The organism is Hymenobacter properus, from assembly GCF_015694735.1.
GTDB classification, from domain to species: Bacteria; Bacteroidota; Bacteroidia; order Cytophagales; family Hymenobacteraceae; genus Hymenobacter; species Hymenobacter properus.
In genome coordinates this window covers 1,229,062-1,253,440 of record NZ_JADQDP010000002.1, presented here as the reverse complement: position 1 = coordinate 1,253,440, position 24,379 = coordinate 1,229,062, and the positions used below count along the sequence as shown (strand labels likewise).

The window sequence follows — 24,379 nt, the reverse complement described above, 5'->3', positions numbered from 1 at the left end:
GAAAAAGTATGCCCCTAGGCTTCTTCCAAGCGCGTAATGAATTCGCCGCGGGTGCAGGCTTCCGGCTGCATTCGTGCCGAGCGGTTAGCGCAACGTGAAAACGGGGGTGCGGGCCGTGTAGAATTCGCCGTTGGTGAGGCGGAAGCGCACCACGAACTGTTGCTGACCTGGTTGCGCGGGTGCCTGGCGCAGGCGCAGCCCAAGCGGATAAAGGTCTGGCTGGGTGTCGCGGGGCGGCACCGCAGGCAAGAGCTGACTGTTAGCTTCTTGGAGCAGCAAGTCATTGGCCACCGCGCCCGCCGGATGGCTGGCATCGTAGGCATACACACACCGCACCACCAACGAATCGAGTATTTCGCGTGTGCCTTTGTATCCAGGCATTGGGGCGGGCGGGCAGGCCACGGCGGCCGGCAGCCAGGTGCCCGGCCCCTTGTTTTGGCTGTAGTAGCGCACTTGCGGTTCCAGCACCAGTCGTAAATCTGCCGCAACCACTGATTCACCGGCCGCTACCGGTTGTCCCCGCTGCTGCGCGGTAAGGGAGAGGCCCTCCACATCAAAAAGGGCCAGAGATGAATCAACGTTGCATGTATACTTCTCCGCACAGCCTTCAACGGCTGCAGCCAAGGGCGCCAACGCCAATACCAACAAAGTCCACCAGAGCTTTTTCATGCTAGTAGGGGTCAATTCCTGCTCAAAATACGCCGGGAAGCAGCCCTACAGCCGCTCGCGCACCTGCCGCAGCACCCGCTCTACCTCGTTGCGCATGGTGCCGCTTTCGGCCACGTGGTTGTTGTTCATGAAGGTGAAGGCCACCAGCCGGCCGCTTTTGGTGCGCAGGTAGCCGCACACGTTCAAGTTGTTGCTGAGGGTGCCGGTTTTGCCCCACACCCAGGGGCCAGCGGCGTCGTGGTAGCGCTTGCGCAGGGTGCCCTGCCCGCCGCCAGCCGCCAGCAGGCTCAGCAGGCGGCGCTCGGGCAGCTCCTGGTGCAGCCGCAGCAGCAGGCCGGTGAGGGTGCGCGGGGTGACGAGGTTGAGGCGCGAGAGGCCGGAGCCGTCCACCCAATACACCGGGTCGGGCAGCGCGGTGAGCAGGTTTTTGCGGGCGTAGCGAATGACGCGGCCGGTGCTGAGCGAGTCGCGCAAGCCGATTTTGGTGCTGCACATCAGCAGCACCTGCTCGGCCAGGAAGTTGTCGCTCACGCGCAGCATGCGGCGGTAGAGCGAATCGACGCGCAGCCCGTAAAGCGTGCGGATGGAGTCGCCCAGCGCGGGGCGGGGCCGCCAGGGGGCGTTGGCAGTGGCGCGGCGCAGGGTGTCGCCCAGCAGCCGCAGCATCAGGCCGCGGCTGGTCACGAAGGGCGTTTCATCAACCCATTTTTTCACGGTGGGCAGCACGTAGAAGCGGTTTTCGTGCAGCGCCCGGATGACGTGCGTGTCGGGGTCGAGGCCGGGGGTGAGCAGGCTGGCTGGGGCCGGCCCCACCAGCGGCGCGAAGTAGCGCGGCAGCACCCGCACCCGCGACTGCGGCGCCACGGCCGGCCGGGCGGCGCCTTTGGCCGCGCGCACCGGGGCCGGTGGCGTGGCGTAGAAGCGCACGGTGTGGCCGTAAATCGGGAACGGGCCGCGCTCGGGCTGGAAGTAGTAGCCGTAGTCGTCCCAGGTCCAGCCGGGGCCGTAGGGCGTCACGCAGGCGATGTCGCAGTAGGCCAGCATCTTTTCGGGCCGGTTCAGCAGGAAGCTGTAGGCGCGGCGGCTGGGCACGTCGCCGTGCAGCAGGGTGGGGTCGCCGGTGCCCTGGAAAAACAGGGTGTCGTGGCGCGAGAAGTAGCGCAGGCTGGGCAGCGAGTCGCCCAGCAGGTGCAGCCCGGCGTAGAGGCTGAACAGCTTCATGTTGCTGGCCGGGGTGAAGTACTTGCTGTCCTGGTAGCCGTAGAACGGGCGCGCACTGTCGGCGTAGGCCAGGCTCATGCCCACCTGGTGCAGACGCAGAATGGGCGAAGCAGTGAGCAGCGAATCAAGCCAGGGCAGCGGCTGGCCGGCCTGCACTAAGGCGGGCGCACCGGCCGGCTTGTCGGTGGCCGACTGCGCGCAGGCCGATAATTGGGCACTGCCCAGCGTGAGCAGCAGCAGGAAATAGAAGGGGCGTAGCATCGGCCGCAACTTACGCAGCAAACGGGGCCGGGGTGACTTTTGGTGAGTGGGTTTCAGTATAAGAACGTCATGCTGCACGCAGCCGAAGCATCTCTACCCCCCGTCTGTCATGCTGACGAAGGAAGCACCTTATCACCGCTGAACACTTCTTGCTCGGGCTGGATAGGGTCCTTCGTCTCTGCCTGAGCCGCAGCATGCTCAGGAGGACAGACGGAGGGTGAAGATGCTTCGACTGCGCGCAGCACGACGGTCAAAAATCAGCTTGATGTTCTGAAAACTAAACCTCACCCCCACCCGGTTGTTGTCCACTTTCCTTTTGAAAATAACTACCTCAGCATGTCCATCAACGCCCTGTTCGCGCCATTCGCGCTGAAATCCCTTCAACTCAAAAACCGCATTGTCATGGCCCCTATGACCCGCTCCTTCTCGCCGGGCGGCATACCGGGCGCCGACGTGGCCGCCTACTACCGCCGCCGGGCCGAGGGCCAGGTGGGCCTTATTCTTTCCGAAGGCACCGTGGTGGAGCGCCCGGCCTCGTCCAACGACCCCAACATTCCGCATTTCTACGGCGAGGCGGCGCTGGCCGGCTGGCAGCACGTCATCGACGAAGTGCACGCGGCCGGCGGCAAAATGGGCCCGCAGCTCTGGCACATGGGCGTGATGGCCGAGCACCGCTCCGGCTGGAAACCGTCGGAACAGTTTGAAGGCCCCTCCGGCCTCTTCAAGCCCGGCGAACTCACCGGCAAGGCCATGACCGAAAACGACATTACCGACACCATTGCCGCCTTCGCCCAAGCCGCCGCCGATACCAAGCGGCTGGGTTTCGACTGCCTGGAGCTGCACGGCGCCCACGGCTACCTCATCGACCAGTTTTTCTGGGCCGGCCTCAACGAGCGCACCGACGCCTACGGCGGCGACAGCCTCACCCAGCGCAGCCGCCTGGCCGTGGAGCTAGTGAAGGAAGTACGCCGGGCCGTGGGCGAAGATTTCGTCATCAGCCTGCGCCTCTCGCAGTGGAAGCAGCAGGACTACGCCGTGAAACTGGCCCACACGCCTCAGGAGATGGAAGCCTGGCTGCAGCACCTGGCCGAAGCCGGCGTCGACATCTTCCACTGCTCGCAGCGCCGCTTCTGGGAGCCGGAGTTTGAGCAGGAAGGCTCCGACTTGAACTTCGCTGGCTGGGTAAAAAAGCTTACCGGCAAAACCACCATCACCGTGGGCTCGGTGGGCTTATCGGGCGAATTCCTGGCTGGCTTCGCGGGCGAGGCCTCCCAGCCGCAGGGCATCGAGGAACTCCTGCGCCGACTCGACCGCAACGAGTTCGACCTCGTAGCTGTAGGCCGCCAACTCATCGTGGACCCGGATTGGGTGGAGAAAATCCAACAGGGCCGCGTTGAGGACATGAAAGGCTTCAGCCGCGAGGCCCTGCGCACGCTGGTGTAATAACACCAGGCAATAAAGAACGTCATGCCGAGCGCAGCCGAGGCATCTCGCGTGTGGTAGTAATCAAAATCGTTGAATCGATTGAATCGCACTGCGCACGCGAGATGCCTCGGCTGCGCTCGGCATGACGTTTTGCTACGCCAGCACCGCTTCGGCTTCCACCTCTGTTGGCTGCGCCACGCCTAGCCCATCCAGCGCCTGCGCCAAATCGGCAATCAGGTCCTCGGCTGCTTCCAGGCCAATGGACAGCCGCAGCAGGCTATCGGCAAAGCCGGCGGCACGGCGCGTTTCGGCCGGAATGGCCGTGTGCGTCATCGAGGCCGAGTGGCACACAAGGCTCTTGCCGCCGCCCAGGCTCACGGCCAGTTTGAAGTATTTCAGGCTAGTGGCCAGTTGCGTAGCCGCTTCCACAGTATCGTCTTTCAGCACCAAGGCAATGATGCCGCCGAAGCCATCAGGCTGCTGTTGCCGGGCCAGGGCGTGTCCCGGGTGCGACTCCAGCCCGGGGTAGTACACCGCTTGAATTTCGGGCCGGCTTTGCAGAAAACGGGCCACCTCTAGAGCCGCACGGCAATGCTGGGCAATGCGCAGGTGCAGGGTTTCGAGCCCGCGAATGACCAGGAACGAATCGAACGGCCCCAAGACGGCGCCCGAGGCATTCTGGATGAACTGGATTTGCTTGCCCAGTTCCTCGGTGGCCGCCACCACGGCGCCGGCAATGAGGTCGGAATGGCCACCCAGGTACTTGGTGGCACTGTGCACCACCAGGTCGGCCCCCAGCAAAATGGGCTGCTGCAGCACCGGCGAGGCAAACGTGTTGTCGACGCACAGCCAGGCGCCAGCGGCGTGGGCCAGCTCGGCCAGCCCGGCAATGTCGGACACTTTGAGCGTGGGGTTGGAGGGCGTTTCGAGCCACAGCAGCTTGGTACGCTCGGTGATGGCGGCCTGCACCTGGGCCAAATCGGCGGTGTCGCAGTACACGATGTCGATGCCGAAGCGGCGGTACACGTGCTCAAACAGGCGGAATGCTCCGCCGTAGATGTCGTCGATGGCCACAATCTGGTCGCCGGTCGAAAGCAGCTTGAGCACGGCATCGATGGCGGCCATGCCGCTGGCAAAGGCGTAGGCCGAGTGGCCGTGCTCGAGGCCAGCCAGCAGTTGCTCCAGGGCGCTGCGGGTGGGGTTGGCGGTGCGGGAGTAGTCGAAGCCCTTGTTCACGCCCGGCGACTCCTGCACGAACGTACAGGTCTGGTAAATGGGCACGGCGAGGGCACCGGTGAGCTCGTCGACGGGGAAGGACTGAATGAGGCGGGTGGAGGCTTGCATGGGTTGTTGGCGTTTTTGTGGTTGAGACGAAAACGCACCCGGTTACCTAAGCACTTTCAAGATTTCTCACCGGAAGGGCATAAAAAAAGCCCTTCCGACAAGTCAGAAGAGCACCACCGCTGCAGTCAGGGAGCATCTTGTAGACTTATCTTCTTCTGTACCGGCCGTAGCCGATTCAGAACAGGATTTAGCACCTGGCATTGCTGCTGGTTGCTAAGGCATCGCAGGGCCTGTCCCTCCGCCTTTCTTGATAAGTGCTCCGTATGAGGGAGCGCGCTGCAAATATAGAGGCAGTTTGGAACGGCGCAAGCGGCGGGGGCAAAAAAGAACGTCACGCTGAGCTTATCGAAGCATCTCTCCCGCGCAACGTAATCATTTACTCTCGCGGGAGAGATGCTTCGACTACGGCTGCGCCTCCGCTCTGCATGACGTGCCATCGGGCAAGTGGCTTTCCCCGCCGCTTCCCGCTACCGCTCAATGTGCTTCACCTTGGCCTCGTCTAGGTCGAGCTGGGCTTCCTGCTGACGCAGCACTTCGTCATCGAAACTGTCGTGGTGACGCAGGTGCGCCAGGGCTTCGCGTTCCACCTGCAGCACGTCGAGCAACACGAGGTGGTACTGGCGTAGGGCGTCGCGGCCCGCCTCGTTCACTTCAAGTGAGTTGAGGGTGCGGGCGGTGAGGTTGATTTCGGTTTGCATGCGCTGCTGCAGGCGGGCAATAAGCTCGTTGGCTTCAGTTTCGGCGGAGTACTTGCGCTGCAGGTGCCTCACTGCGGCTTCGCGCATGTGCAGGCGCACACCGGCCTCCTGCTCATCCAGGGGCATGCGGTCGTCGTTGTCGGCTATTTTGGTGAAGCGGATGATGGCCGGCAGCGTGAGCCCCTGCAGCACCAGCGTGACGAGAATGACCACAAAGGTGATGAACAGGACGAGGTTGCGCTGCGGGAATTGCAGGCCGTCGTTCGTCATCAGCGGCACCGACAGCGCCGAGGCCAGCGACACCACCCCGCGCATGCCCGCCCAGCCCAGCACCAGCGTGCCCTGCCAGCCCGGGCTGGGCTCGCTGGTGCGGATTTTCTCACTCAGAAAGCGGGGCACGAAGGCCGCCGGGTACATCCACAGCAGCCGGATGACGATGACCAGCCCGCTCATCAGCAGGCCGTAGGCAATGGCTTGTTGCAGCGAGTAATTGCCCAGTCCCTCCACCGCAATGGGCAGCTGCAAACCAATGAGAATGAACACCAGCCCGTTGAGCACGAAGCTCACGCTGGCCCACACGCTGTTGGCCTGCAGGCGGGTATTGGCGTCGAACACGCGGTGCGAAAGGTGTGAGAGCAGCAGCCCGCCACTCACCACCGCCAGCACGCCCGAGAAGTGGAACTCCTCGGCCAGCAGGTACATCACATAGGGCGCCATGAAGGTGAGGGCCGTGTTGATGCTGGGCGTGGTGGGCAGGTATTTATGAATCAGAAAAAAGAAGCTGGCCACCACCAGGCCCACCACCAGCCCCATGCCGCTCACCACCACAAAGCTGGTGGCCGCTTCCTGCCACACAAACACCCCCGACGACACCGCCAGCAACGCAAACCGAAACACAATCAGGCTGCTGGCGTCGTTTATCAGGCTTTCGCCCTCCAGAATGGCCGTGACGCGCCGCGGCACCTTGATGCCGCGCAGCACCGAGGTGGCCGCCACGGCATCGGGCGGCGAGATGATGCCGCCCAGCAGAAACCCCAGCCCCAGGGTGAACCCCGGAATTAGGGCCTGGGCCACCACCGCCACAATGCCCGAGGTGAACCCCACCAGCCCAAACGCAAGCAGCCCAATGGCCCGCCGCCAGCGCCAGAAGTCGTTCCAGGAGGTCATCCAGGCCGCTTCGTAGAGCAGCGGCGGCAGGAAAATCAGAAAAATCAGGTCGGGCGCAATGGCCACGCGCGGCAGGCCGGGCACGAAGCTCAGCGCCAACCCGCCCAGCACCAAGAAAATGGGGTAGGAAATACGAAGCTTCTGCCCCAGCATCACCAGCAAAAAGACGACGAAGAGCAGGCCGAGAACGAGCAGCAGGGTTTCGTGGAGCATGGAAAAGCGGTAACGGTTAACCGCCTCAAAGAAACACCAGCGGCGCGGGCCCGCGAAACAGTGAGCCCTGCGGCCCCACTGCTCGTGTCACTAAGCTTCTCCTACCGGTGCCACAGTTGCCGGCCCGCCGTGGGGCGCCGGGGCCGGTCGAACAACACCACGTAGAGCACGCCCAGCAGGGGCGTCAGCAACAGCGCGCACAGCATGCGCAGGTGCCAGTAATGGGCCGGGCTCAGGTCCCAGGCTTGGGCGAGGTGATTGATGAGATGTGCCATAACTAAATATACGAAATTCCGCAATCGATTGCTACTAGCGGGGGGCTGATTTTGCGTCTTTTTTATTGAGAATCACAATTTTATTTATTTTCGCCCGGCTAGCACTAAACCTGTACGCATCAATGCTTTGACTCACTGCGCTCCCCAAAAAATACATGCACGTTCACCGGGTTCCTGATTGGCAGCGCATTGTTTAGTTCCACCCTCGGGCTTGGCGGCGGGTTTGGGCTCGTGTGGCCCCGTTGCTTGGTGTGTTAGCGAGGGCTCTGGCAAGCGACGAGGCATAGCGCGGGGCTGCCCCTGCGCTTTCTGCATTGGCTAGCGCACTTTTTTTGTTCGCACAACCGCTTTAAAAAAGCTTCTAAATACCTGCACACACCTTTACTTCCGTCAGTATGACATCAACGACTACTCCTTTTGCCTGGCTGCGGCCGGCCCCTCTCTCCTTTCTGGTGCTGGCCCTGCTGCCGGCCGGTGCGGCCCGCGCCCAGACGCCGGCTTCCTTCGGGGCCGCTACGTCTTATGCTACCGGCGCAACTACCATCCCCCGCGGCGTGGCCGTGGGGGATGTGAACGGCGACGGCCGGCCCGACATTGTGACGGGCAACTACAACGGCACGGCCAGCGTGCTACTGGGGCAGGCCGGTGGCACGTTTGCCCCCGTCAGCATTTTCAGCACCGGCGTCGGCAGCAGCAACCAAGGCGTGGCCGACGTGAGTGGTGATAGGCGCCCCGACATCGTGACGACGAGCGGCAACAGCGTGAGCGTATTGCTCAATACTGGCACCTTCGCGCCCCTGGCCGCCGCTGCCAGCGCCGCCGCGGCCGAGGTGGCCCTGTTTCCCAACCCAGCACAAAGCAGCTTCACGGTTCAGCTGCCGGCTGCCTGGGGCGCGGGGTCCGTGCAGGCCACACTGCTAAACGCACTGGGCCAGGTGGTAGGCCAGCAGACCGCCGCACTGCCGGCCGGAGCTCCGCTGGCCTTCGCCACCGACGGCCTGGCCCCGGGCGTGTATCAGGTGCGGATGCAGACGGGCAGCCACGCAATAACCAAGTGTGTGGTAATTAAATAACGCGCAAGCGGGCTTCCAGTCCCAACTCAAGTCCCCGCTGCCGACTGGTGGCGGGGGCTTTTTTAGTGATGGCCGCCAGCGACCAGAGCCGTAGCCACTCAGCAGTTTAAGCCCCACCGTGGCCAGCCGACGGCCAACTACCCATGTTGTTTTGCTGGGTTCCCAACGCCGGGTGCCGTACCTTTGACTCCCGTCATGCCCGAACGCCAAACCCCCTCCCCCTCCGCGTCGGCTGCGAAATTTATTTTCGTTACCGGCGGCGTCACTTCTTCACTCGGCAAAGGAATCATTTCCGCCTCGCTGGCCAAGCTTCTGCAGGCCCGCGGGTTCCGAGTCACCATCCAGAAGTTCGACCCCTACATCAACATCGACCCCGGCACGCTCAACCCGTACGAACACGGCGAGTGCTACGTGACCGACGACGGGGCCGAAACCGACCTCGACCTCGGCCACTACGAGCGGTTCCTGAACACGCCCACCTCGCAGGCCAACAACGTCACCACCGGCCGCATCTACGACCACGTGATTCGGCGCGAGCGCGAGGGCGCCTTCCTCGGCAAAACCGTGCAGGTGGTGCCCCACATCACCGACGAAATCAAGCGGCGCATGCTGCTGCTGGGCCAGAACGGCCAGTTCGACGTGGTCATTACCGAAATCGGCGGCTGCATCGGCGACATCGAGAGCCTGCCCTTCGTGGAGGCCGTGCGCCAGCTCCGCTGGGAGCTGCCCGAGTACGACTCGCTTGTGATTCACCTTACGCTGCTGCCCTACCTGAAGGCCGCCGGCGAGCTAAAAACCAAGCCCACCCAGCACTCGGTGCGCGACCTGCGCGAGGCCGGCCTGCAGCCCGACATTCTGGTGTGCCGCTCCGAGCACCCCATTCCGATGGAGATGCGCCGCAAAATCGCGCTGTTTTGCAACGTTAAAATCAACTCCGTCATCGAAAGCCTCGACGCCGACAGCATCTACTCGGTGCCGCTGCTCATGCGCAAAGAGGGCCTTGATGAGCGGGTAATTAAGCGCCTGAAGCTGACCGGCGGCGCCCAGCAGCCCGACCTCGAAGCCTGGAAAGACTTCCTCGGCAAGCTGAAAAACCCGACCGAGGAAGTGACTATTGCCCTGGTGGGCAAGTACGTGGAGCTGCCCGACGCCTACAAGTCCATCAACGAAGCCTTCGTGCACGCCGGCGCCCAGAACGAGTGCAAGGTGACGGTGCGCAGCATTCAGTCCGACAATATCACCCACGAAAACATTGCCGCCCTGCTGCACGGCTGCGACGGTGTGCTGGTGGCCCCCGGCTTCGGCGAGCGGGGCTTTGAGGGCAAGATTGCGGCTGTGAAGTACGTGCGCGAGAACAACATCCCGTTCTTCGGCATCTGCCTGGGCATGCAAGTAGCCGTGGTGGAGTACGCCCGCCACGTGCTGGGTTTGCCCAACGCCAACTCCACCGAGATGGACGCCCTCACGCCCAACCCCGTCATTGCTATGATGGAGGAGCAGAAAAACATCACCCAAAAAGGTGGCACCATGCGCCTCGGCGCCTACGCCTGCGACCTGCGCCGCGGCTCGAAAGCAGCCAAGGCCTACGGCAAAAACCACATTAGCGAGCGGCACCGCCACCGCTACGAGTTCAACGGCGACTACCTGGCCCGCTTCGAGGATGCCGGCCTGCAAGCCACCGGCACCAACCCGGAAACCGGCCTAGTAGAAGTAATTGAGCTGCCCACGCACCCCTGGTTCGTGGCCGGCCAATTCCACCCCGAGCTGAAAAGCACCGTGGAGCAGCCCCACCCGCTGTTCGTGCGCTTCGTGCGGGCGGCCATCCAGCACCGCAAGGGGTAAGTAAATAAACATTTGGGACGCCTGTCATCCTGAGCGCAGCGAAGGACCTTATCACGTCAAAACAGCTGGAGGTAATTCTTTTTACCCAAGCGCGATAAGGTCCTTCGCTGCGCTCAGGATGACAGGCGTCTTCAATATTTCATTCCTCATTTCGCATTCTTCATTAAGCGCAGCGTCCCGCCGTACCTTTGCCCCTTCGCAACCTTTAACAACTGATGGATAGAAATTCAGCAACCGGCCTTTTTCTGATTTCGGCCTTGCTTCTCGTGTACCTGTTCTTCTTCAGCCCGAAGAAAACGGATGAAAAAGCCGGCGGCAAAGAGCCCGCACCTACGGCCGCGGCCAAAGCCCCCGCCGCCCCGGCCTCGGCCCTGACGCCGGAAGCTGCCCTCGACAGCACGGCTGGCCCTGCCCAGGACCTGCACCTCACCAACGCCAACCTCGACGTGACGCTCTCGACGCGGGGCGGCCGGATTGCAGCCGTGCGCCTGCTCAAATACAAAACCTTCTTCGGCAAGCCGCTGGACATATTCGATGCCAAGAGCGCGCGCATGGATACCAAGTTCCGCACCGTGGACGGCAAAACGGTTCGCTTCTCGGACTTGAACTTCCAGGCGGTGCCCTCGCAAAGCACGGATGGCGGCTCGGTACTCACCTTCACGGCACCGGTGGGTGCCGGCAGCATTGTGCAGACCTACACGCTGCCCGCCAACAGCTTCGAGCTAAAGTACGACCTGCGCCTGAATGGCCTGGACCGCACAGTGGCCCAAGAGCCGCTCACCTTCTCGTTCCTCGATGAGGTGCGCCAGACCGAGCAGGACCTCAAGCAAAACCGCAACCACACCACCATCAACCACTACCTGGCCGCTGGCGACCAGGGTGCCCTGGCCGAGGCCAGCGAGAAGCCCGAGGAAATCAAGGCAGCAGGCCCAGTGAAGTGGGCCGCGCACAAGCACGACTTCTTCGTGGCCGGCCTCATCGCCGACCAGCAGCCCTTCGCGGGTGGCACGTTCAACTCGAACGTGAACCTGGCCGACTCGGCTACCATCAAAACCCTGGGCACCACGCTCAGCATTCCGGTGGCGGAGGTGGAGCAGGGTCGCGGCCAATACCGCTTCTACTTTGGCCCTAACGCCTTCAACACCCTGAAAGAAGTGGCGCCCGAGTTCGACCGCAACGTGTACCTGGGCTGGGGCTTGTTCCGCTGGGTAAACCGCTTTGTGGTGCTGCCGGTATTCCACTTCCTGGAGCAGTTCATCAGCTCCTACGGCATCATCATCCTGCTGCTGGTGGTGCTCATCAAACTGGTAACCTGGCCCTTGACGTACAAAACCTACGAAAGTCAGGCCCGCATGAAGGTGCTGAAGCCGGAGCTTGACCAGCTCAAGGAAAAGTACGGCGACGACAACGTGAAGGTGCAGCAGGAAACCATGAAGCTGTACCAGGAATTCGGGGTGAGCCCGCTCAGCGGCTGCGTGCCCACACTGCTCACGCTGCCCATCCTGTTTGCCATGTTCCAGTTCTTCCCCAACGCCATTGAGCTGCGCCAGCAGAGCTTCCTCTGGGCCAAGGACCTGAGCAGCTACGACGTGTTTATCAAGCTGCCCTTCTACGTGAAATGGTACGGCGACCACGTGTCGCTGTTCACCCTGCTCATGACGGCCTCCACCCTGGTGATGACCTGGCAGAGCAACCAGATGAACACGGCCATGCAGGGCCCCATGAAGACCTACAGCTACCTGATGCCCATCATCTTCCTGTTCGTGCTGAACAGCTTTGCCTCGGGCCTCACCTGGTACTACTTCGTGTCGAACGTCATCACCTTCGCCCAGCAGGCCATCACCCGCGGGCTGGTCGACGACACTAAAATCCGCGCTCAGCTCGACGCCAACAAAATCAAGAACAAAGACAAGAAGCCCAGCGGCTTGCAAGGCCGCATTGCCGAAGCCATGAAGGCCGCGCAGGAGCGCGAAGCTCAGGCCAAACGCAAGTCGTAACACGCCTGTCATCCTGAGCGCTGTGAAGGACCTTCTGACGACAGAACGGTTTTGGGTCGCTCAGCCGACGCGGACGTGGTAAGGTCCTTCGCTGCGCTCAGGATGACAGAAAAAATTAAACCCGGCAGAACGCAACCGTAGGCACGGTTTTCGTTCTGTCGGGTTTTTGTTTGCCTACTTTCACGCATCAAACTTCCCCTTTGTCATGCGCTACATTCCGCTGCTCCTACTGCTCAGCTTCTTTAGTCTCTCCGTACCTGCCTGCGCCCAGAAAACGACGGTTCAGAAAACGAAAACCAAGAAAGCCAGCAAAAAGGCCACGCCCACCGAAGCCGGTCCGGTGCTAACCTTTGAGCGCACGCCCTGCTTCGGCACTTGCCCGGCTTATACGATGCAGGTGTACGCCGACGGCCGCGTGGCCTACGAAGGCCGCCACAACGTGCCACTGATTGGCAAAAAGGAACTCAAGCTGCCCGCTGCTGTGGTGGCCGATATGTTGCGCCAAGCCAAAGAAGCGCATTTTGAGACGTTCGCCACCCAGTATAGGAGCGGCGTGACTGACATGCCCAGCACCATCGTGGCCATCCGCCAGCCCGACGGCAGCTTCAAAAAGGTAACCGCCGAGTCGGCAGTGCCCGAAAACGTGCAGGCCTATTTCACCTACCTCACCACGCAGTTCGACCGGCTGGGGCAGGTGAATGGGTTGGAGAGTGATAAATAAAGGGCTATCCAGCTGTAGAAGCGCGAAGTGTAGCGTCTCTACAATTGGATAGCCCCCTGGCTAAATCAATGCTTCGCCCCGGCAGCCGGCGGCGCAAACACTGCGCGGAATGCCCGCAGCGCCGCTGGGTGGTAAATGGTGGCGTGCGTTTCCTGCGGCATGTTCTCGTAGTGCCAGGTGCCCAGGCGCGTGGCTTGCGGGCGGGCCAGCTCCACCAAGCGGCGGGTGCCGACGGTGTCGCCGTGGATGCTGGTAGCCAGGTACACCGAAACAGCGGGGCGCGTTTTCTGCAAATAAGTGCTGGCCTGTGCGGCCAGTTGGCCGTTGTTCCACCACAGGCTGGGGTCGAAGGCCAGGTAGGAATTGAACAAGGTGGGCTCCATCAGCAGCGTTTCTACCACGAACAGACCGGCCAGCGACTCGCCCACGATGGCCGTTTCGGCGGTGGTGCGGTAGCGCTGCTTCACCTGCGGCATCAATTCCTCCCGAATGAACTGCCGGTAGGCCGCCGAGCCGCCCACTTTGGGCGCAATTTTCTTGTCTTCGGCATTGGTAGTGGGGCCGGTCAGGTCGCGCCGGCGCTGGGTGTTTTCAATGCCTACCAGAATAAACGGCCGCATGGTGCCGTTGCCCACCAGCACCTGCACCAGCCCCGCCACGTGCAGAAAGTCCTCCTTCAGGCCCCCATCCGGCATGTACAGCACCGGCAGCCGCCGCGTGGCCGAGTCGGTGTAAGCGTCCGGCAAGTACACGTTGATGCGCCGGGTTTCACCCAATGCTTTGGATTGGAGGGTAAACGTCTGGCCGATAACCAGCGGCGCGGTGGCTGGCCCAGGCCCGCCCTTTTGGCCCTGCGAAACACCGGTCAGCGGCAGCGCCAGGCACAGCGCAAGAATTGAAGTGCGGAAGGTTAGCATAGGCGGTCAGGTTTTGAGGGTGGAAATACAGCTAATCCTTATGCACCCGCTCCAACAGCAAAGTATTCATGGGGTTGGGCGTGAGGCCGCGCACGTTGTTCTGCGTGAGGCGCACCACTTCGTCGTAGTACAGGCTAATAACCGGCGACTCTTCCACTACGATGCGGTCCATGGCTTGGTATAGCGCCGTGCGCTTGGTCACGTCCTGCGTGCGGCGGGCCTGGTCGTAGAGCTGGTCGTAGGCTGCGTTTTTGAAGTGGGTTTTGTCGGGGCCGGCGGGGCTGAAGTTGGGGCTGTAGAACAGGGCCAGGTAATTTTCGGCGTCGGGGTAGTCGCCCAGCCAGCTTTTGGCGAAGAAGGCCACCCGGCCGTTGTCCACCAGGTCCTGCTGCGCAGCCGACTGGTTGATGTCAATCTGTACCTGCACGCCCACGTCGGCCCACTGTTTCTGCAGGTACTCTCCTATCTCCTTGCGTTCCAGCACCGTGCTCAGACGCAGCTTCAGCGGACGCTGCGGGCCGTAGCCGGCGGCGCGCAGCAGCTGCCGGGCCTTCTGCGGCTGGTAGGTATAACCGGGCACTTCCTTCTCGGAGAACGAAGGCAAGGCCTTTGGCACGAAGCCCGAGGTGCCGGCCGTGCCCACCCGGTTCAGTAGATAGGTGAGCATTTCGGGCTTGTTCAGGGCATAGTTCAGGGCCTGGCGCACGCGCTTGTCGCGCAGGGCGCGGCCCTGCACGGCCTGTTCGCCGGTCAGGTTAGCCGAGTCGAGCTGAATGCCCAAGTACTCGGTGTTTAGGTACGGTACCTTTTGCACCGTGAACTTACCCTTGAAATCTTCCCGAATGGTGCCATCCGGATGCATAATCAGGTCGCGCGAGCCGGCCCGGATGCCAGAGAGAAAATCCAGCTTCCCCTGCATGAAAGTCAGAAACTCGGTTTTGCGGTCGGGCAAAAAGCTGATGGCCACGGCGTCGAGGTAGGGCAGCTTACGACCTTTTTCATCGCTCCGCCAGTAGTCCGGGTTGCGCTCGTAGAGTAGCACATTGCCCTCGTCCCAGAGCTTGAAACGGAACGGACCCGTGCCCACCGGGTGCTCGCGGAAGTCCTTGCCGTACTTCTCCACCGCCTCGTGCGGCACCACGTAGGCATACGGCATCGTCAGAATGCCCAGGAATGGCACGAACGGCTCTTTGAGGTGAATGCGCAACGTGGAGTCGTTGGCGGCCACGAAGGCCGTGTCGCTGGGGCTGCCGTCAGGCTTCTCCAGAATTTTGCCCCGGAAAATCCAGCCGCCGGTGCTGGCCGTGGCCGCATCCAGGATGCGCTTGAAGCTGTACACAAAATCTGCCGCCTTCACCTCGCGGCCTTTGCCACCGGCAAACACGTCGCTGTCGTGGAAGCGCACGCCGCGCCGCAGCACGAACGTGTAGAGCCGGCCATCGGGCGAGATGCTGTAGCGCCGGGCCAGCGCCGGGGCCGGCAGCAGGGTCGAATCAAGTTCTACCAGGCCGCTGTAAAGTTGATTCACGGCCCACCAGTTGGCTTGGTTGCGGGCAAACGCGGGGTCGAGCGAGGACAGGGCTTCGGGCTGATTGTAGCGGAATACGCGGCGCTCGTCGGCGGCCGGGCGGGCGGCATCGTGGCAGCCGGCCAGCGTCAGCAGCCCCGCCGAAAGTCCAAACCATTTAGCCGAAAAGCCAGCCCAACGAGCCAAAAAAGGGGCCATGCGAACAGGGAAAGAATGTATCTTTGTGCAATGCTACGGCAAAAGTTATTAGTTATTCGTTGTTGTTTGTTTAGTAGTCGTTGTTAGTGCTTGAGGCTTAGTAAGCCCCAAAAACCCGCAACGAAGCCCGAACAGCCAGCGCCGAGCAACTGACAACGAACAACGAACAACTAAGTGACATGGGAAAAATCATCGCGGTAGCCAATCAGAAAGGCGGGGTGGGCAAAACCACTACTTCCATTAACCTCGCGGCCTCGCTGGCCGCCCTGGACTACCGGACCCTGCTCGTCGACGCCGACCCCCAGGCCAACGCCACCTCGGGCGTGGGCTACGACCCCAAGGACATCCAGAATAGCATCTACGAGTGCATGGTGGACGGCATCAACGCCCACGACATCATCGTGCCCACCAACATTCTGCCTCACCTCGACCTCATGCCCTCCCACATCGACCTGGTGGGCGCCGAGGTGGAGATGATAAACCTGCCCAACCGCGAGGAAAAAATGAAGGAGGCCCTGCGCCCCCTCGCCGCCGAGTACGATTTCATCATCATCGACTGCTCGCCTTCGCTCGGCCTCATCACCGTCAACGCCCTCACGGCCGCGCACTCGGTCATCATCCCGGTGCAGTGCGAATACTTCGCCCTCGAAGGCCTGGGCAAGCTCCTGAATACCATCAAAATCATTCAGAGCCGCCTCAACACCGAGCTCGAAATCGAAGGCATCCTACTCACGATGTACGACGTGCGCCTACGCCTCTCGAACCAGGTAGTGGAGGAAGTGCGCATGCACTTCCAGCAGCTAGCCTTCGACACCATCATACCGCGCAACGTGAAGCTGAGCGAGTCGCCCAGCTTCGGCATCCCCGTCATCCTGCACGACGCCGAGAGCAAAGGCTCCCTCAGCTACCTCAACCTGGCCCGCGAAATCGTGGAGAAGAACAGCGTGGAAGCCACCGAGGAGACGGCCGAGGACGAGCGGATTTAGCAAGTTTATCCTGAGGGAGCTTAAGTATTGACAGAATAAAAAGAACGTCATGCTGAGCTTGCCGAAGCGTCTCTACTGCGAGAGTAATTCATTTACTACTGCGGTAGAGATGCTTCGGCAAGCTCAGCATGACGTTCTGAGTTAATGGCTCGGCGCTTCATGGTTTTTCTCCGCCCAAACTTTCCGGCTTGCCCTTCGCCCAACTATCCGTAAATTTGACGTTCGGTTGCCAACTGCCTTTTATGGGCCCGGCCGACGCACTATGCCACTAGAGAAGAACGAAGAGAAATTGCAAGCTGCCCTGGCTGCCGCCGCGGCCGTGAAACGCAAGGGTGGCCTGGGCCGCGGCCTCAACGCCCTCATCGAGGGCAGCTACGAGAAGAAAGGCGAGCGGCCCGGCTCCGGCGACCGCCTCGTGTCGCACCCCGTCAACTCGGTGGGCTTCATCGCCGTCGAGCACATCGAGACCAACCCCTACCAGCCCCGCACCCACTTCGACCAGCAAGCCCTGCAGGAACTGGCCGACAGCATTAAGATTCAGGGCATCATCCAGCCCGTGACGCTGCGCCAGCTCGGCACCAATTCCTACCAGCTCATTTCGGGCGAGCGCCGCTTGCAGGCGTCCAAGCTGGCCGGTTTGGAGACGATTCCGGCCTACATCCGCAAGGCCGACGACCAGCAGATGCTGGAAATGGCTTTGATTGAGAACATTCAGCGCGAAAACCTGAATGCCATCGAAATCGCCCTCAGCTACCAGCGCCTGCTGAGCGAGTGCAACCTGCGCCAGGAAGACCTGGGCGACCGGGTGGGCAAAAACCGCTCGACCGTGACCAACTACCTGCGCCTGCTCAAGCTGCCGCCCGATGTGCAGATTGGCCTGCGCGACGCCGAAATCAGCATGGGCCACGCCCGCGCGCTCATCGGGCTCGACGACCCCAAGGCTCAGGTAGAATTGTACCGCAAAATCGTGGCCGAGGAGCTGTCGGTGCGCCGCGTGGAAGAACTGGTGCGCAGTGGTTTCGGCCGCAACACCGACGCGACGAAATCCGATGGCGGGAAAGCAGCCCCGGCCCAGCCCGTGGTACCCGCCGCCGAGCTGCGCCGCACCGAGCGCCACCTGGCCGAGCGGTTTGGCTCGCGCGTGCAGGTGCGCCCCACGGCCAAGGGCAACGGCGAAATCAAAATCGCCTTCGACTCGATTGAGGACATGCAGCGCATCCTGCACATCCTGCATCCATCGTAAGACGTTACGGGAGATGGGCGGGTGCGCAACACGCTAAAACCCCGGCCTTTCTCGTTAGCGGGTTTCCCATGAAACTATCGTATTCCTACATTGCGGCGGTACTATTGGGCGTGGCCATGCTGCTGAGCGGCCCGGCCGGGCGGGCCCAGGTGTTTTCGCCTACCACGCCCACCCGCACCCCGGCCGAAATCCTGGCTGATACCGCCGAGCGCCGCGAGCCCGTGGTGACGCCCGCGGCCAAGCGCCAGAAAGCCGCCGCCGACTCGGCCAAGCGCACCGAGCGCATGTTCCGGGCGTTTGGCTACGAGGGCATTCGCCTCACGCGGCCGGGCAAAGCGGCTTTGCTAGCGGCCATTTTGCCCGGCGCAGGCCAGATTTATAACCGCCGCTGGTGGAAGCTGCCGCTCGTGTATGGGGCACTGGGCACGGTGGTGGGCGCCGAGGTGTTTTACCAGATGCGCTACCGGGAGTTTGTGGATGCCTACGCCATTGTGACGCAGTACCCCGACTTGCTGCGCAGCGACAAGCTGGGCCCGCAGGCTCGTCTCTACGGCAGCGCTGCCGGTATCCAAAGCGGCTTGGTGTACTACCGCGGCAACCGCGACTTGTTCTACCTCTACTGCGGCCTCGCCTACGGGCTGCAGATTGTGGACGCGCTGGTGGATGCCCACCTCAAAGACTTTGACGTGAGCGATGACCTTAGCCTGCACTGGCAGCCGACGCTGTTGCCGGTACCGGGCCAGGCACTGGCGCTGCCCACGGCGCCGGGCGTCTCGCTGGCGCTGCGGGTGAAGTAATTTTTTAGTTGTCGGTTGCTTGTTGTCAGTTGTCAGGTTTTGAGCCGGCAGTTCAGACTAACAACTGACAACGAGCAACTGACAACTAACATGAAAATCCTCCTCATCGGCTACGGCAAAATGGGCCAGACCATTGGCGCTCTGGCTGCCCAGCGCGGCCACGAAATCGCCGGTATTGTGGACCTGCACACCAGCCCGGCCACCATCGCCGACTTCACCCCGGCCACCGTCGACGTGGCCATCGAGTTCACTCACCCCGACTCGGCCTTTGATAATGTGGCGGCCTGCCTGCGCCAGGGCCTGCCGGTGGTGTGCGGCTCCACGGGCTGGCTGCACCATTTTGAGGAAGCCACTGCGCTGACAAAGGAGCTGAACGGCAGTTTGTTCTACGCCTCCAACTACAGCGTGGGCGTGAATCTGTTTTTTCATTTCAACGAGTACATCGCGGCTAAGATGAACCAGTTTGGCGGCTACGACGTGGCCGTGCGCGAAATTCACCACACCCAAAAAATCGACCAGCCCAGCGGCACGGCCCTCACCACCGCCGAAGGCATCATGCGCCACTTCCCGGCCAAAACCACCTGGCGCAACGCCGCAGCCGAGTCGCCGGCCGAGTTGGCCATTATCAGCGAGCGCACCGGCGACGCAGTGGGCACGCATATCGTCACCTACACCTCCGACGTGGATACGCTGGAGCTCACGCACGCGGCGCACAGCCGCGAGGGCTTCGCGCTGGGTGCGCTGCTAGCGGCCGAGTGGCTGCCCGGCCGCCGGGGCGTGTTTGGCATGAAAGAGCTGTTGGGATTGTAGCGTCATGCAGAGCATTCTGGTTGATGCGCAGAATGCTCTGCATGACGTTCTGTATATTTCTTAACCGGTAACTCCCCCGCTGCTGCGTTTCTTTGCCTGATTTTAATTTGCCAAGCCCAAGCTTGCCCCATGTCTTTGCTCAAAACCGACCCCACCGCTCCCCCCAAGCAGCCCAAAACGAAAACCCGCGAGTGGGCCGATTCGCTGATTTTTGCCATTGTGGCGGCCACGCTCATCCGCTGGGCCACGTTTGAGGCGTACACCATTCCGTCGCCCAGCATGGAAAACTCGCTGCTGGTGGGCGACTACCTGTTTGTGAGCAAGCTGCACTACGGCCCCATCACGCCCCAAACGCCGCTGCAGGTGCCCCTTACGCACCAAACCATCTGGGGCACTGGGTTGCAGAGCTATTCCGAGCTGATTCAGCTGCCCACGTATCGCCTGCCGGGCTTCTCCGAAATCAAGCGCAACGACGTGGTAGTATTCCACGTGCCGCACGAAACGCAGTACCCGGCTGACCTGCGCACCAACTACATCAAGCGTTGCGTGGCCGTGGCCGGCGACACCCTGGAAATCCGCAACGGCCAGGTGTTTCTCAATGGCAAGCCCGGCGAGAACGTGCCCGGCCTGCAAACCGACTATCTGATGCAGATTGACAACCCCAACGACGAGGTGGCGAACGCCTTGCGCGCCCAGGGGGTGGTCGACTACACCATGCCCGGTGGCTTGCCCCAGCCCGTGGGCAACGGCGACAAGCCCGGCTCGTTCATCTACAAAATCAGCTGCACGAAGGCCGCGGCCGACTATTTCCGCAAGCAGCCTTACGTAAAGGCCATCGAGGTGTACCAGCCGCCGGTGCCGCCCCTGTTCCCCGACAAGGCCGATTTCACGAATTCTGATGCCACCAGCATCACCCCGCGCAAGTGGAATCTGGACAATTACGGCCCGCTGCCCATACCCAAGAAGGGCCAGACTATTGCCCTCACGCCTGCCAACGCCGCCATTTACTATAAAATTGTGGCCCGCTATGAGCACAACGCAGGCATTACTTGGAACAACCAGGACGGCATGATTTACCAGAACGGCAAGCCCCTCACCAGCTACACCGTCAAGCAGAACTACTACATGATGATGGGCGACAACCGCCACAACTCGGAAGACTCGCGCTTCTGGGGCTTCGTGCCGGCCGACCACGTGGTGGGCAAAGCTGTGCTCATCTGGCTGTCCATCGACCCGAACGCCGACTTCTGGCACAAAGTCCGGTGGAGCCGTTTGTTCAACATCATCCACTAGAAAATCAACTGTCATTGCGAGGCGTAGCCGAAGCAATCCGTCCTGTAAGAGCCAGACACGTTCTTTTACCAGAAAGCCCCGGTACCACAATGGCGCCGGGGCTTTTCATTGAGTTGATGTAGCTTAAGCTGGGTTTTATCACAACTAAGGGCTGGTCGCGTTGGGAGGACGGATTGCCGCGCTCCACTGCGTTCCGCTCGCAATGACAGCCGATTATACTACCACTGAATCGGTTCCAGCCCCTTGCTTTTCAGCCAAGCGTTAGTCTTGCTGAAGGGCTTGCTGCCGAAGAAGCCCTTATCGGCCGCGTAGGGCGAGGGGTGTACAGATTTCAGAATGAGGTGCTTGCGCTCGTCAATCAGCTCCGACTTTTTGCCAGCGTAAGCGCCCCAGAGGATGAACACCACGTGTTCCTTCTCCTCCGAAATCTTGCGGATGACGGCGTCGGTGAATTCTTCCCAGCCTTTTTTCTGGTGAGAGGCGGGCTCGGCGGCCCGCACGGTGAGGGTGGCGTTGAGCAGCAGCACGCCCTGGCTGGCCCAGCGGTCGAGGTTGCCGTTGGGGGCAGGCGGCGTGCCGGGGATGTCGTCCTGCAGCTCCTTGAAGATATTTTGGAGCGAGGGCGGCGTGCGCTGCCCCTCCTGCACCGAGAACGAGAGGCCGTGCGCCTGGTTTTTGCCGTGGTAGGGGTCTTGGCCCAGGATGACGACCTTGACGTTGTCGAACGGCGTGGCGTCGAAGGCATGGAAAATCTGGGGGCCGGCCGGGTACACGGTGGCCGTGGCGTACTCACCCTTCACGAAGGCAATGAGCCGTTGAAAATAGGGCTTTTCGAATTCATCGGCTAGCACCGGCCGCCAGCTTTCGGCTATCTTTACCATCGAAGTTGGGAAGAAAATAAACGGGTAATAGTGGCGTTCAAAGGCCGCATTTGCGTAAAACCAATTTCGGCGGGCTGCTGTTAGGTCCGCAGCCCCTTAGTTCCGACACCTATGCCCACCACCACTACGCAAGGCGTCACCGTTTCGGTTACGACCAACTACTTGCCCGACTACTCCAGCCCCGGCCAGGAGCATTTCGTGTTTGCCTACAAGATTGAGATTCGCAACAACAGCGAGTTCACGGTGAAGCTGTTGCGCCGCCACTGGCACATTCACGACGCCAACGGCGTGGTGCGCGAAGTGGAAGGTGAGGGCGTGGTAGGCCGCCAGCCGGTGCTGGAGCCCGGCGAAGCCCACCAGTACGTGAGCGGTTGTAATTTGAAGTCGGGCGTGGGCAAGATGCGCGGCACCTACCTCATGGAGCGGCTGGCCAATGGCCAGGAGTTCACGGTGGAGATTCCGGAGTTCACCCTCATGGTGCCGTACCGGATGAACTAGCGTGTAGTTGTCAGTTGCTCGTTGTCCGTTGTTAGTTTGCACCGTGGTTGTCGTTTTCCCTGACAACGGACAACTAACAACCGGCAACTAGCTTGTTCCAACTTCTCGCTTACCTCCGCTTCTGGCTGCGCTCGGGCAACGCCCACGGGCTGCATTCGCCGTTTGTGTTCGGCCTCTATACTTCCGTGGTGCGCCACACGGGTCATTACCGGGCTTATACTGCCGTGGAAGAGCGGCGCCGCCAGTTGCTCAGCAGCCCGGCCAGTATCAGCGTCACCGATTTTGGGGCGGGCTCACACACCGGCGCGGGCCAGCAGCGCCGCGTGGCCGACATTGCCCGCACCGCCGCCAAGCCCAGGAAGCTGGCACAGCTGCTGTTTCGGCTGGCCAACTACTTCCGGCCGGCCACCATTCTGGAGTTGGGCACCTCGCTGGGGCTCACCACGGCCTACCTGGCTTCGGCCGACTCGCGTAGCCGCGTCGTCACCTTCGAGGGCTGCCCCAACGTGGCCGCCGTGGCCCGCGAAACCTTCGATAAGCTAAAGCTGCGCAATGTGGAGGTGGTGGAAGGCAACATTGATGAAACCCTTGCCCCTACCCTCTCGCGCCTAGCCGCTCCCATTGACTTTGCCTTCTTCGACGGCAACCACCGCTACGAGCCCACGCTGCGCTACTTCGAGCAATGCCTCCAGCACCGCACCGATAATTCGGTGTTCATCTTCGACGACATCCATTGGTCCGAAGACATGGAGCGGGCCTGGGAGGCCATCAAAGCCCACCCCGACGTGACGCTGACGGTGGACCTGTTCTACATCGGACTGGTATTCTTCCGGAAGAACCAGCCCAAGCAGCATTTCTGGCTGCGCACGTAGCAGTACCCTGGACTCCGCCAGTCCGAGCGCGCTACAAATTGGCAATGGCTTTCTGCAGCAGCCCCTGGCGTTCGGGCGGGGCGGCACCCCGCATCGCCAGGATGAATTCGGCGAAGCGGAAGGCATCAATTTCGACGGACCCAAGGGAGATATTCAGTTCCTGAAAGCCGATTTCTTTGCCCAGCTTCGCCATGCCCTGCTGGAACTTGCCTTTTCGGCGCGATGGCTCGAAGGCGGCGTCCACCACCAGGCAAATGAACCGCTGCCGGTGCAGTTCGATGAGGTAGACGTCTCGGATGATTTCCCAGTTGATGAATTCGTGGTGGGAAGTGCGGTCGAACACCCCGAACTCGTTCACAATTATCTGGGGGCGGCGGTCCAGCAGCTGAAAAAAGCCCAGCGGCAAGCCCAGGCCGAAAAACCCGATGCATACCCAGGGGCCCCACGGCGGCGAGCTGCCCCGCACCAGCAGAAAGCAGCCCATCGCCACAAAGGCGCCGCAGCCCAGCAGGAGCCGTAGCGCCTTCCGACGAGATTTGTAGAGCCGAAACTCCGTCATCGGTCCTGACTTAACTGGTTCGGGTTTTAGGCTTACAAGCCCTGTGGGTCGACGCCGGGAACGGGGCGCAGGGCGTCGCGCACCCGCGTGAGCTTCACCAGCAGCGCTTCCAACTGGTCGAGGGGCAGCATGTTGGCGCCGTCGGAGAGGGCGGTAGCGGGCGTAGGGTGGGTTTCGATGAACAGGCCGTCGGCGCCCACGGCGATGGCGGCCTTGGCAATGGTTTCGATGAGGGCGGGCTGGCCGCCCGTTACGCCGCTGCTTTGGTTAGGGCGCTGCAGCGAGTGCGTCACGTCCATCACCACGGGCACATCGAACTCGCGCATGGCGGGCAGGTTGCGGAAGTCCACCACCAGGTCGGAGTAGCCGAAGGAATTGCCGCGCTCGGTGAGGATGACGTGCGGGTTGCCCGACTGGCGGATTTTATCGACGGCCCATTTCATGGCCTCGCCGCTCAGGAACTGGCCTTTTTTCACGTTCACTACCTTGCCGGTTTGGGCGGCGGCAATGAGCAAATCAGTCTGCCGGCACAGGAAGGCCGGGATTTGCAGCACGTCGACGAACTCGGCCGCCAGCGCGGCTTCGCTCGACTCGTGGATATCGGTGACGGTGGGCACACCGATTTCGCGCCCTACCTTTTGCAGGATGCGCAGGGCCGTTTCGTCGCCGATGCCGGTGAAGGAATCGAGCCGCGAGCGGTTGGCCTTGCGGTAGGAGCCCTTGAAGATGTAGGGAATCTGAAGCTTGTCGGTGATGTGCTTGATGCGCTCGGCAATGCGTAGGGCCATGTCCTCACCTTCGATGACGCAGGGCCCGGCCATGAGGAAAAACTGGCCGGAATTGGTGTGGCGGAAATGCGGGAGCGTGTTGGCGAGGGCTTGGAGCATGGGA

Annotated in this window: 22 protein-coding genes and 1 riboswitch; of the genes, 12 read left to right on the top strand and 10 right to left on the bottom strand. The window is 61.8% G+C overall.

Translation table 11 applies throughout. The annotated features are described in order from the left end of the window. Positions 1-84 precede the first annotated feature (84 nt). Entirely contained in the window at positions 85-669 is a 585-nt protein-coding gene (locus I2I01_RS11465) for a hypothetical protein (RefSeq protein WP_196286575.1), read from the bottom strand. Between the two features lie 45 nt (positions 670-714). Continuing rightward, on the bottom strand, positions 715-2,151 hold the full coding sequence (locus tag I2I01_RS11460) for a D-alanyl-D-alanine carboxypeptidase (RefSeq protein ID WP_196286574.1): 1,437 nt from the start codon (positions 2,149-2,151) through the stop codon (positions 715-717). Between the two features lie 336 nt (positions 2,152-2,487). Here I2I01_RS11460 and I2I01_RS11455 point away from each other — a divergent pair, with 336 nt between their 5' ends. Then, entirely contained in the window at positions 2,488-3,594 is a 1,107-nt protein-coding gene (locus I2I01_RS11455; RefSeq protein ID WP_196286573.1) for an NADH:flavin oxidoreductase, read from the top strand. Positions 3,595-3,729: 135 nt separating this feature from the next. Here I2I01_RS11455 and I2I01_RS11450 read toward each other — a convergent pair whose 3' ends face one another. The 3 genes from I2I01_RS11450 to I2I01_RS11440 all read right to left on the bottom strand — a co-directional run bounded on the left by I2I01_RS11450 (position 3,730) and on the right by I2I01_RS11440 (position 7,273). Beyond that, positions 3,730-4,920 (bottom strand): trans-sulfuration enzyme family protein, encoded by a 1,191-nt coding sequence (locus tag I2I01_RS11450; protein WP_196286572.1) that lies wholly within the window; start codon positions 4,918-4,920, stop codon positions 3,730-3,732. A gap of 142 nt (positions 4,921-5,062) precedes the next feature. Beyond that, positions 5,063-5,177, bottom strand: a riboswitch (SAM riboswitch). Between the two features lie 210 nt (positions 5,178-5,387). Continuing rightward, entirely contained in the window at positions 5,388-6,998 is a 1,611-nt protein-coding gene (locus I2I01_RS11445) for a Na+/H+ antiporter (protein WP_196286571.1), read from the bottom strand. 101 nt (positions 6,999-7,099) lie between these two features. Beyond that, on the bottom strand, positions 7,100-7,273 hold the full coding sequence (locus I2I01_RS11440; RefSeq protein ID WP_196286570.1) for a hypothetical protein: 174 nt from the start codon (positions 7,271-7,273) through the stop codon (positions 7,100-7,102). A 395-nt stretch (positions 7,274-7,668) separates the two neighbouring features. On the opposite strand from I2I01_RS11440, the gene I2I01_RS11435 reads away from it, so the two are divergent. From I2I01_RS11435 to I2I01_RS11420, 4 genes are all read left to right on the top strand, one after another. Continuing rightward, positions 7,669-8,346, top strand: coding sequence for an FG-GAP-like repeat-containing protein (locus I2I01_RS11435; protein WP_196286569.1), 678 nt, complete (start codon positions 7,669-7,671; stop codon positions 8,344-8,346). A gap of 195 nt (positions 8,347-8,541) precedes the next feature. Beyond that, a complete protein-coding gene (locus tag I2I01_RS11430) occupies positions 8,542-10,188 on the top strand; it encodes a CTP synthase (protein WP_196286568.1) in 1,647 nt (548 codons plus the stop codon). Between the two features lie 215 nt (positions 10,189-10,403). Beyond that, the gene (gene yidC / locus I2I01_RS11425; protein WP_196286567.1) at positions 10,404-12,185 is read left to right on the top strand and encodes a membrane protein insertase YidC; all 1,782 of its coding nucleotides are present in this window, start codon (positions 10,404-10,406) and stop codon (positions 12,183-12,185) included. 205 nt (positions 12,186-12,390) lie between these two features. Next, the gene (locus I2I01_RS11420; RefSeq protein WP_196286566.1) at positions 12,391-12,906 is read left to right on the top strand and encodes a DUF6438 domain-containing protein; all 516 of its coding nucleotides are present in this window, start codon (positions 12,391-12,393) and stop codon (positions 12,904-12,906) included. Positions 12,907-12,971: 65 nt separating this feature from the next. Here I2I01_RS11420 and I2I01_RS11415 read toward each other — a convergent pair whose 3' ends face one another. Both I2I01_RS11415 and I2I01_RS11410 read right to left on the bottom strand, forming a co-directional pair. Next, complete coding sequence (locus I2I01_RS11415; RefSeq protein ID WP_196286565.1) at positions 12,972-13,823, bottom strand: alpha/beta hydrolase; 852 nt, start codon at positions 13,821-13,823, stop codon at positions 12,972-12,974. Between the two features lie 31 nt (positions 13,824-13,854). Beyond that, positions 13,855-15,549 (bottom strand): ABC transporter substrate-binding protein, encoded by a 1,695-nt coding sequence (locus tag I2I01_RS11410; RefSeq protein ID WP_196286564.1) that lies wholly within the window; start codon positions 15,547-15,549, stop codon positions 13,855-13,857. A gap of 179 nt (positions 15,550-15,728) precedes the next feature. Here I2I01_RS11410 and I2I01_RS11405 point away from each other — a divergent pair, with 179 nt between their 5' ends. The 5 genes from I2I01_RS11405 (at position 15,729) to lepB (ending at position 20,678) form a co-directional block, all read left to right on the top strand. Beyond that, entirely contained in the window at positions 15,729-16,535 is an 807-nt protein-coding gene (locus I2I01_RS11405; protein WP_196286563.1) for a ParA family protein, read from the top strand. Between the two features lie 262 nt (positions 16,536-16,797). After that, positions 16,798-17,778, top strand: a complete 981-nt coding sequence (locus I2I01_RS11400; protein WP_196286562.1) for a ParB/RepB/Spo0J family partition protein — start codon at positions 16,798-16,800, stop codon at positions 17,776-17,778. Between the two features lie 68 nt (positions 17,779-17,846). Continuing rightward, on the top strand, positions 17,847-18,575 hold the full coding sequence (locus I2I01_RS11395; RefSeq protein WP_196286561.1) for a DUF5683 domain-containing protein: 729 nt from the start codon (positions 17,847-17,849) through the stop codon (positions 18,573-18,575). Positions 18,576-18,665: 90 nt separating this feature from the next. After that, the gene (dapB, locus tag I2I01_RS11390; RefSeq protein ID WP_196286560.1) at positions 18,666-19,385 is read left to right on the top strand and encodes a 4-hydroxy-tetrahydrodipicolinate reductase; all 720 of its coding nucleotides are present in this window, start codon (positions 18,666-18,668) and stop codon (positions 19,383-19,385) included. 129 nt (positions 19,386-19,514) lie between these two features. Next, complete coding sequence (gene lepB / locus I2I01_RS11385; protein ID WP_196286559.1) at positions 19,515-20,678, top strand: signal peptidase I; 1,164 nt, start codon at positions 19,515-19,517, stop codon at positions 20,676-20,678. A 218-nt stretch (positions 20,679-20,896) separates the two neighbouring features. Here lepB and I2I01_RS11380 read toward each other — a convergent pair whose 3' ends face one another. Further along, on the bottom strand, positions 20,897-21,559 hold the full coding sequence (locus I2I01_RS11380) for a uracil-DNA glycosylase (RefSeq protein ID WP_196286558.1): 663 nt from the start codon (positions 21,557-21,559) through the stop codon (positions 20,897-20,899). A gap of 111 nt (positions 21,560-21,670) precedes the next feature. Between I2I01_RS11380 and apaG the strand changes: the two genes are divergently transcribed. After that, on the top strand, positions 21,671-22,057 hold the full coding sequence (gene apaG / locus I2I01_RS11375; protein WP_196286557.1) for a Co2+/Mg2+ efflux protein ApaG: 387 nt from the start codon (positions 21,671-21,673) through the stop codon (positions 22,055-22,057). A gap of 92 nt (positions 22,058-22,149) precedes the next feature. Continuing rightward, positions 22,150-22,929: an O-methyltransferase gene (locus I2I01_RS11370; RefSeq protein WP_196286556.1), complete on the top strand. Its 780-nt coding sequence runs from the start codon at positions 22,150-22,152 to the stop codon at positions 22,927-22,929. 31 nt (positions 22,930-22,960) lie between these two features. On the opposite strand, the gene I2I01_RS11365 is transcribed toward I2I01_RS11370, so the two are convergent. Both I2I01_RS11365 and kdsA read right to left on the bottom strand, forming a co-directional pair. Beyond that, positions 22,961-23,488 (bottom strand): STM3941 family protein, encoded by a 528-nt coding sequence (locus I2I01_RS11365; protein ID WP_196286555.1) that lies wholly within the window; start codon positions 23,486-23,488, stop codon positions 22,961-22,963. A gap of 32 nt (positions 23,489-23,520) precedes the next feature. After that, positions 23,521-24,375 carry a 3-deoxy-8-phosphooctulonate synthase gene (gene kdsA, locus I2I01_RS11360; protein ID WP_196286554.1) on the bottom strand — a complete coding sequence of 285 codons (855 nt, stop codon included), beginning with the start codon at positions 24,373-24,375 and terminating at the stop codon, positions 23,521-23,523. Positions 24,376-24,379 lie beyond the last annotated feature (4 nt).

Bases quoted from the DNA above. Each gene is read 5' to 3' on its own strand.
- I2I01_RS11420 (WP_196286566.1), top strand. From the start codon at position 12,391: ATGCGCTACATTCCGCTGCTCCTACTGCTCAGCTTCTTTAGTCTCTCC.
- I2I01_RS11460 (WP_196286574.1), bottom strand. From the start codon at position 2,151: ATGCTACGCCCCTTCTATTTCCTGCTGCTGCTCACGCTGGGCAGTGCC.
- I2I01_RS11445 (WP_196286571.1), bottom strand. From the start codon at position 6,998: ATGCTCCACGAAACCCTGCTGCTCGTTCTCGGCCTGCTCTTCGTCGTC.
- I2I01_RS11440 (WP_196286570.1), bottom strand. From the start codon at position 7,273: ATGGCACATCTCATCAATCACCTCGCCCAAGCCTGGGACCTGAGCCCG.
- dapB (WP_196286560.1), top strand. From the start codon at position 18,666: ATGAAAATCCTCCTCATCGGCTACGGCAAAATGGGCCAGACCATTGGC.
- I2I01_RS11415 (WP_196286565.1), bottom strand. From the start codon at position 13,823: ATGCTAACCTTCCGCACTTCAATTCTTGCGCTGTGCCTGGCGCTGCCG.
- I2I01_RS11405 (WP_196286563.1), top strand. From the start codon at position 15,729: ATGGGAAAAATCATCGCGGTAGCCAATCAGAAAGGCGGGGTGGGCAAA.
- I2I01_RS11430 (WP_196286568.1), top strand. From the start codon at position 8,542: ATGCCCGAACGCCAAACCCCCTCCCCCTCCGCGTCGGCTGCGAAATTT.
- I2I01_RS11400 (WP_196286562.1), top strand. From the start codon at position 16,798: ATGCCACTAGAGAAGAACGAAGAGAAATTGCAAGCTGCCCTGGCTGCC.
- yidC (WP_196286567.1), top strand. From the start codon at position 10,404: ATGGATAGAAATTCAGCAACCGGCCTTTTTCTGATTTCGGCCTTGCTT.
- I2I01_RS11365 (WP_196286555.1), bottom strand. From the start codon at position 23,488: ATGACGGAGTTTCGGCTCTACAAATCTCGTCGGAAGGCGCTACGGCTC.
- I2I01_RS11435 (WP_196286569.1), top strand. From the start codon at position 7,669: ATGACATCAACGACTACTCCTTTTGCCTGGCTGCGGCCGGCCCCTCTC.
- I2I01_RS11380 (WP_196286558.1), bottom strand. From the start codon at position 21,559: ATGGTAAAGATAGCCGAAAGCTGGCGGCCGGTGCTAGCCGATGAATTC.
- apaG (WP_196286557.1), top strand. From the start codon at position 21,671: ATGCCCACCACCACTACGCAAGGCGTCACCGTTTCGGTTACGACCAAC.
- lepB (WP_196286559.1), top strand. From the start codon at position 19,515: ATGTCTTTGCTCAAAACCGACCCCACCGCTCCCCCCAAGCAGCCCAAA.
- I2I01_RS11465 (WP_196286575.1), bottom strand. From the start codon at position 669: ATGAAAAAGCTCTGGTGGACTTTGTTGGTATTGGCGTTGGCGCCCTTG.
- I2I01_RS11455 (WP_196286573.1), top strand. From the start codon at position 2,488: ATGTCCATCAACGCCCTGTTCGCGCCATTCGCGCTGAAATCCCTTCAA.
- I2I01_RS11395 (WP_196286561.1), top strand. From the start codon at position 17,847: ATGAAACTATCGTATTCCTACATTGCGGCGGTACTATTGGGCGTGGCC.
- kdsA (WP_196286554.1), bottom strand. From the start codon at position 24,375: ATGCTCCAAGCCCTCGCCAACACGCTCCCGCATTTCCGCCACACCAAT.
- I2I01_RS11450 (WP_196286572.1), bottom strand. From the start codon at position 4,920: ATGCAAGCCTCCACCCGCCTCATTCAGTCCTTCCCCGTCGACGAGCTC.
- I2I01_RS11410 (WP_196286564.1), bottom strand. From the start codon at position 15,549: ATGGCCCCTTTTTTGGCTCGTTGGGCTGGCTTTTCGGCTAAATGGTTT.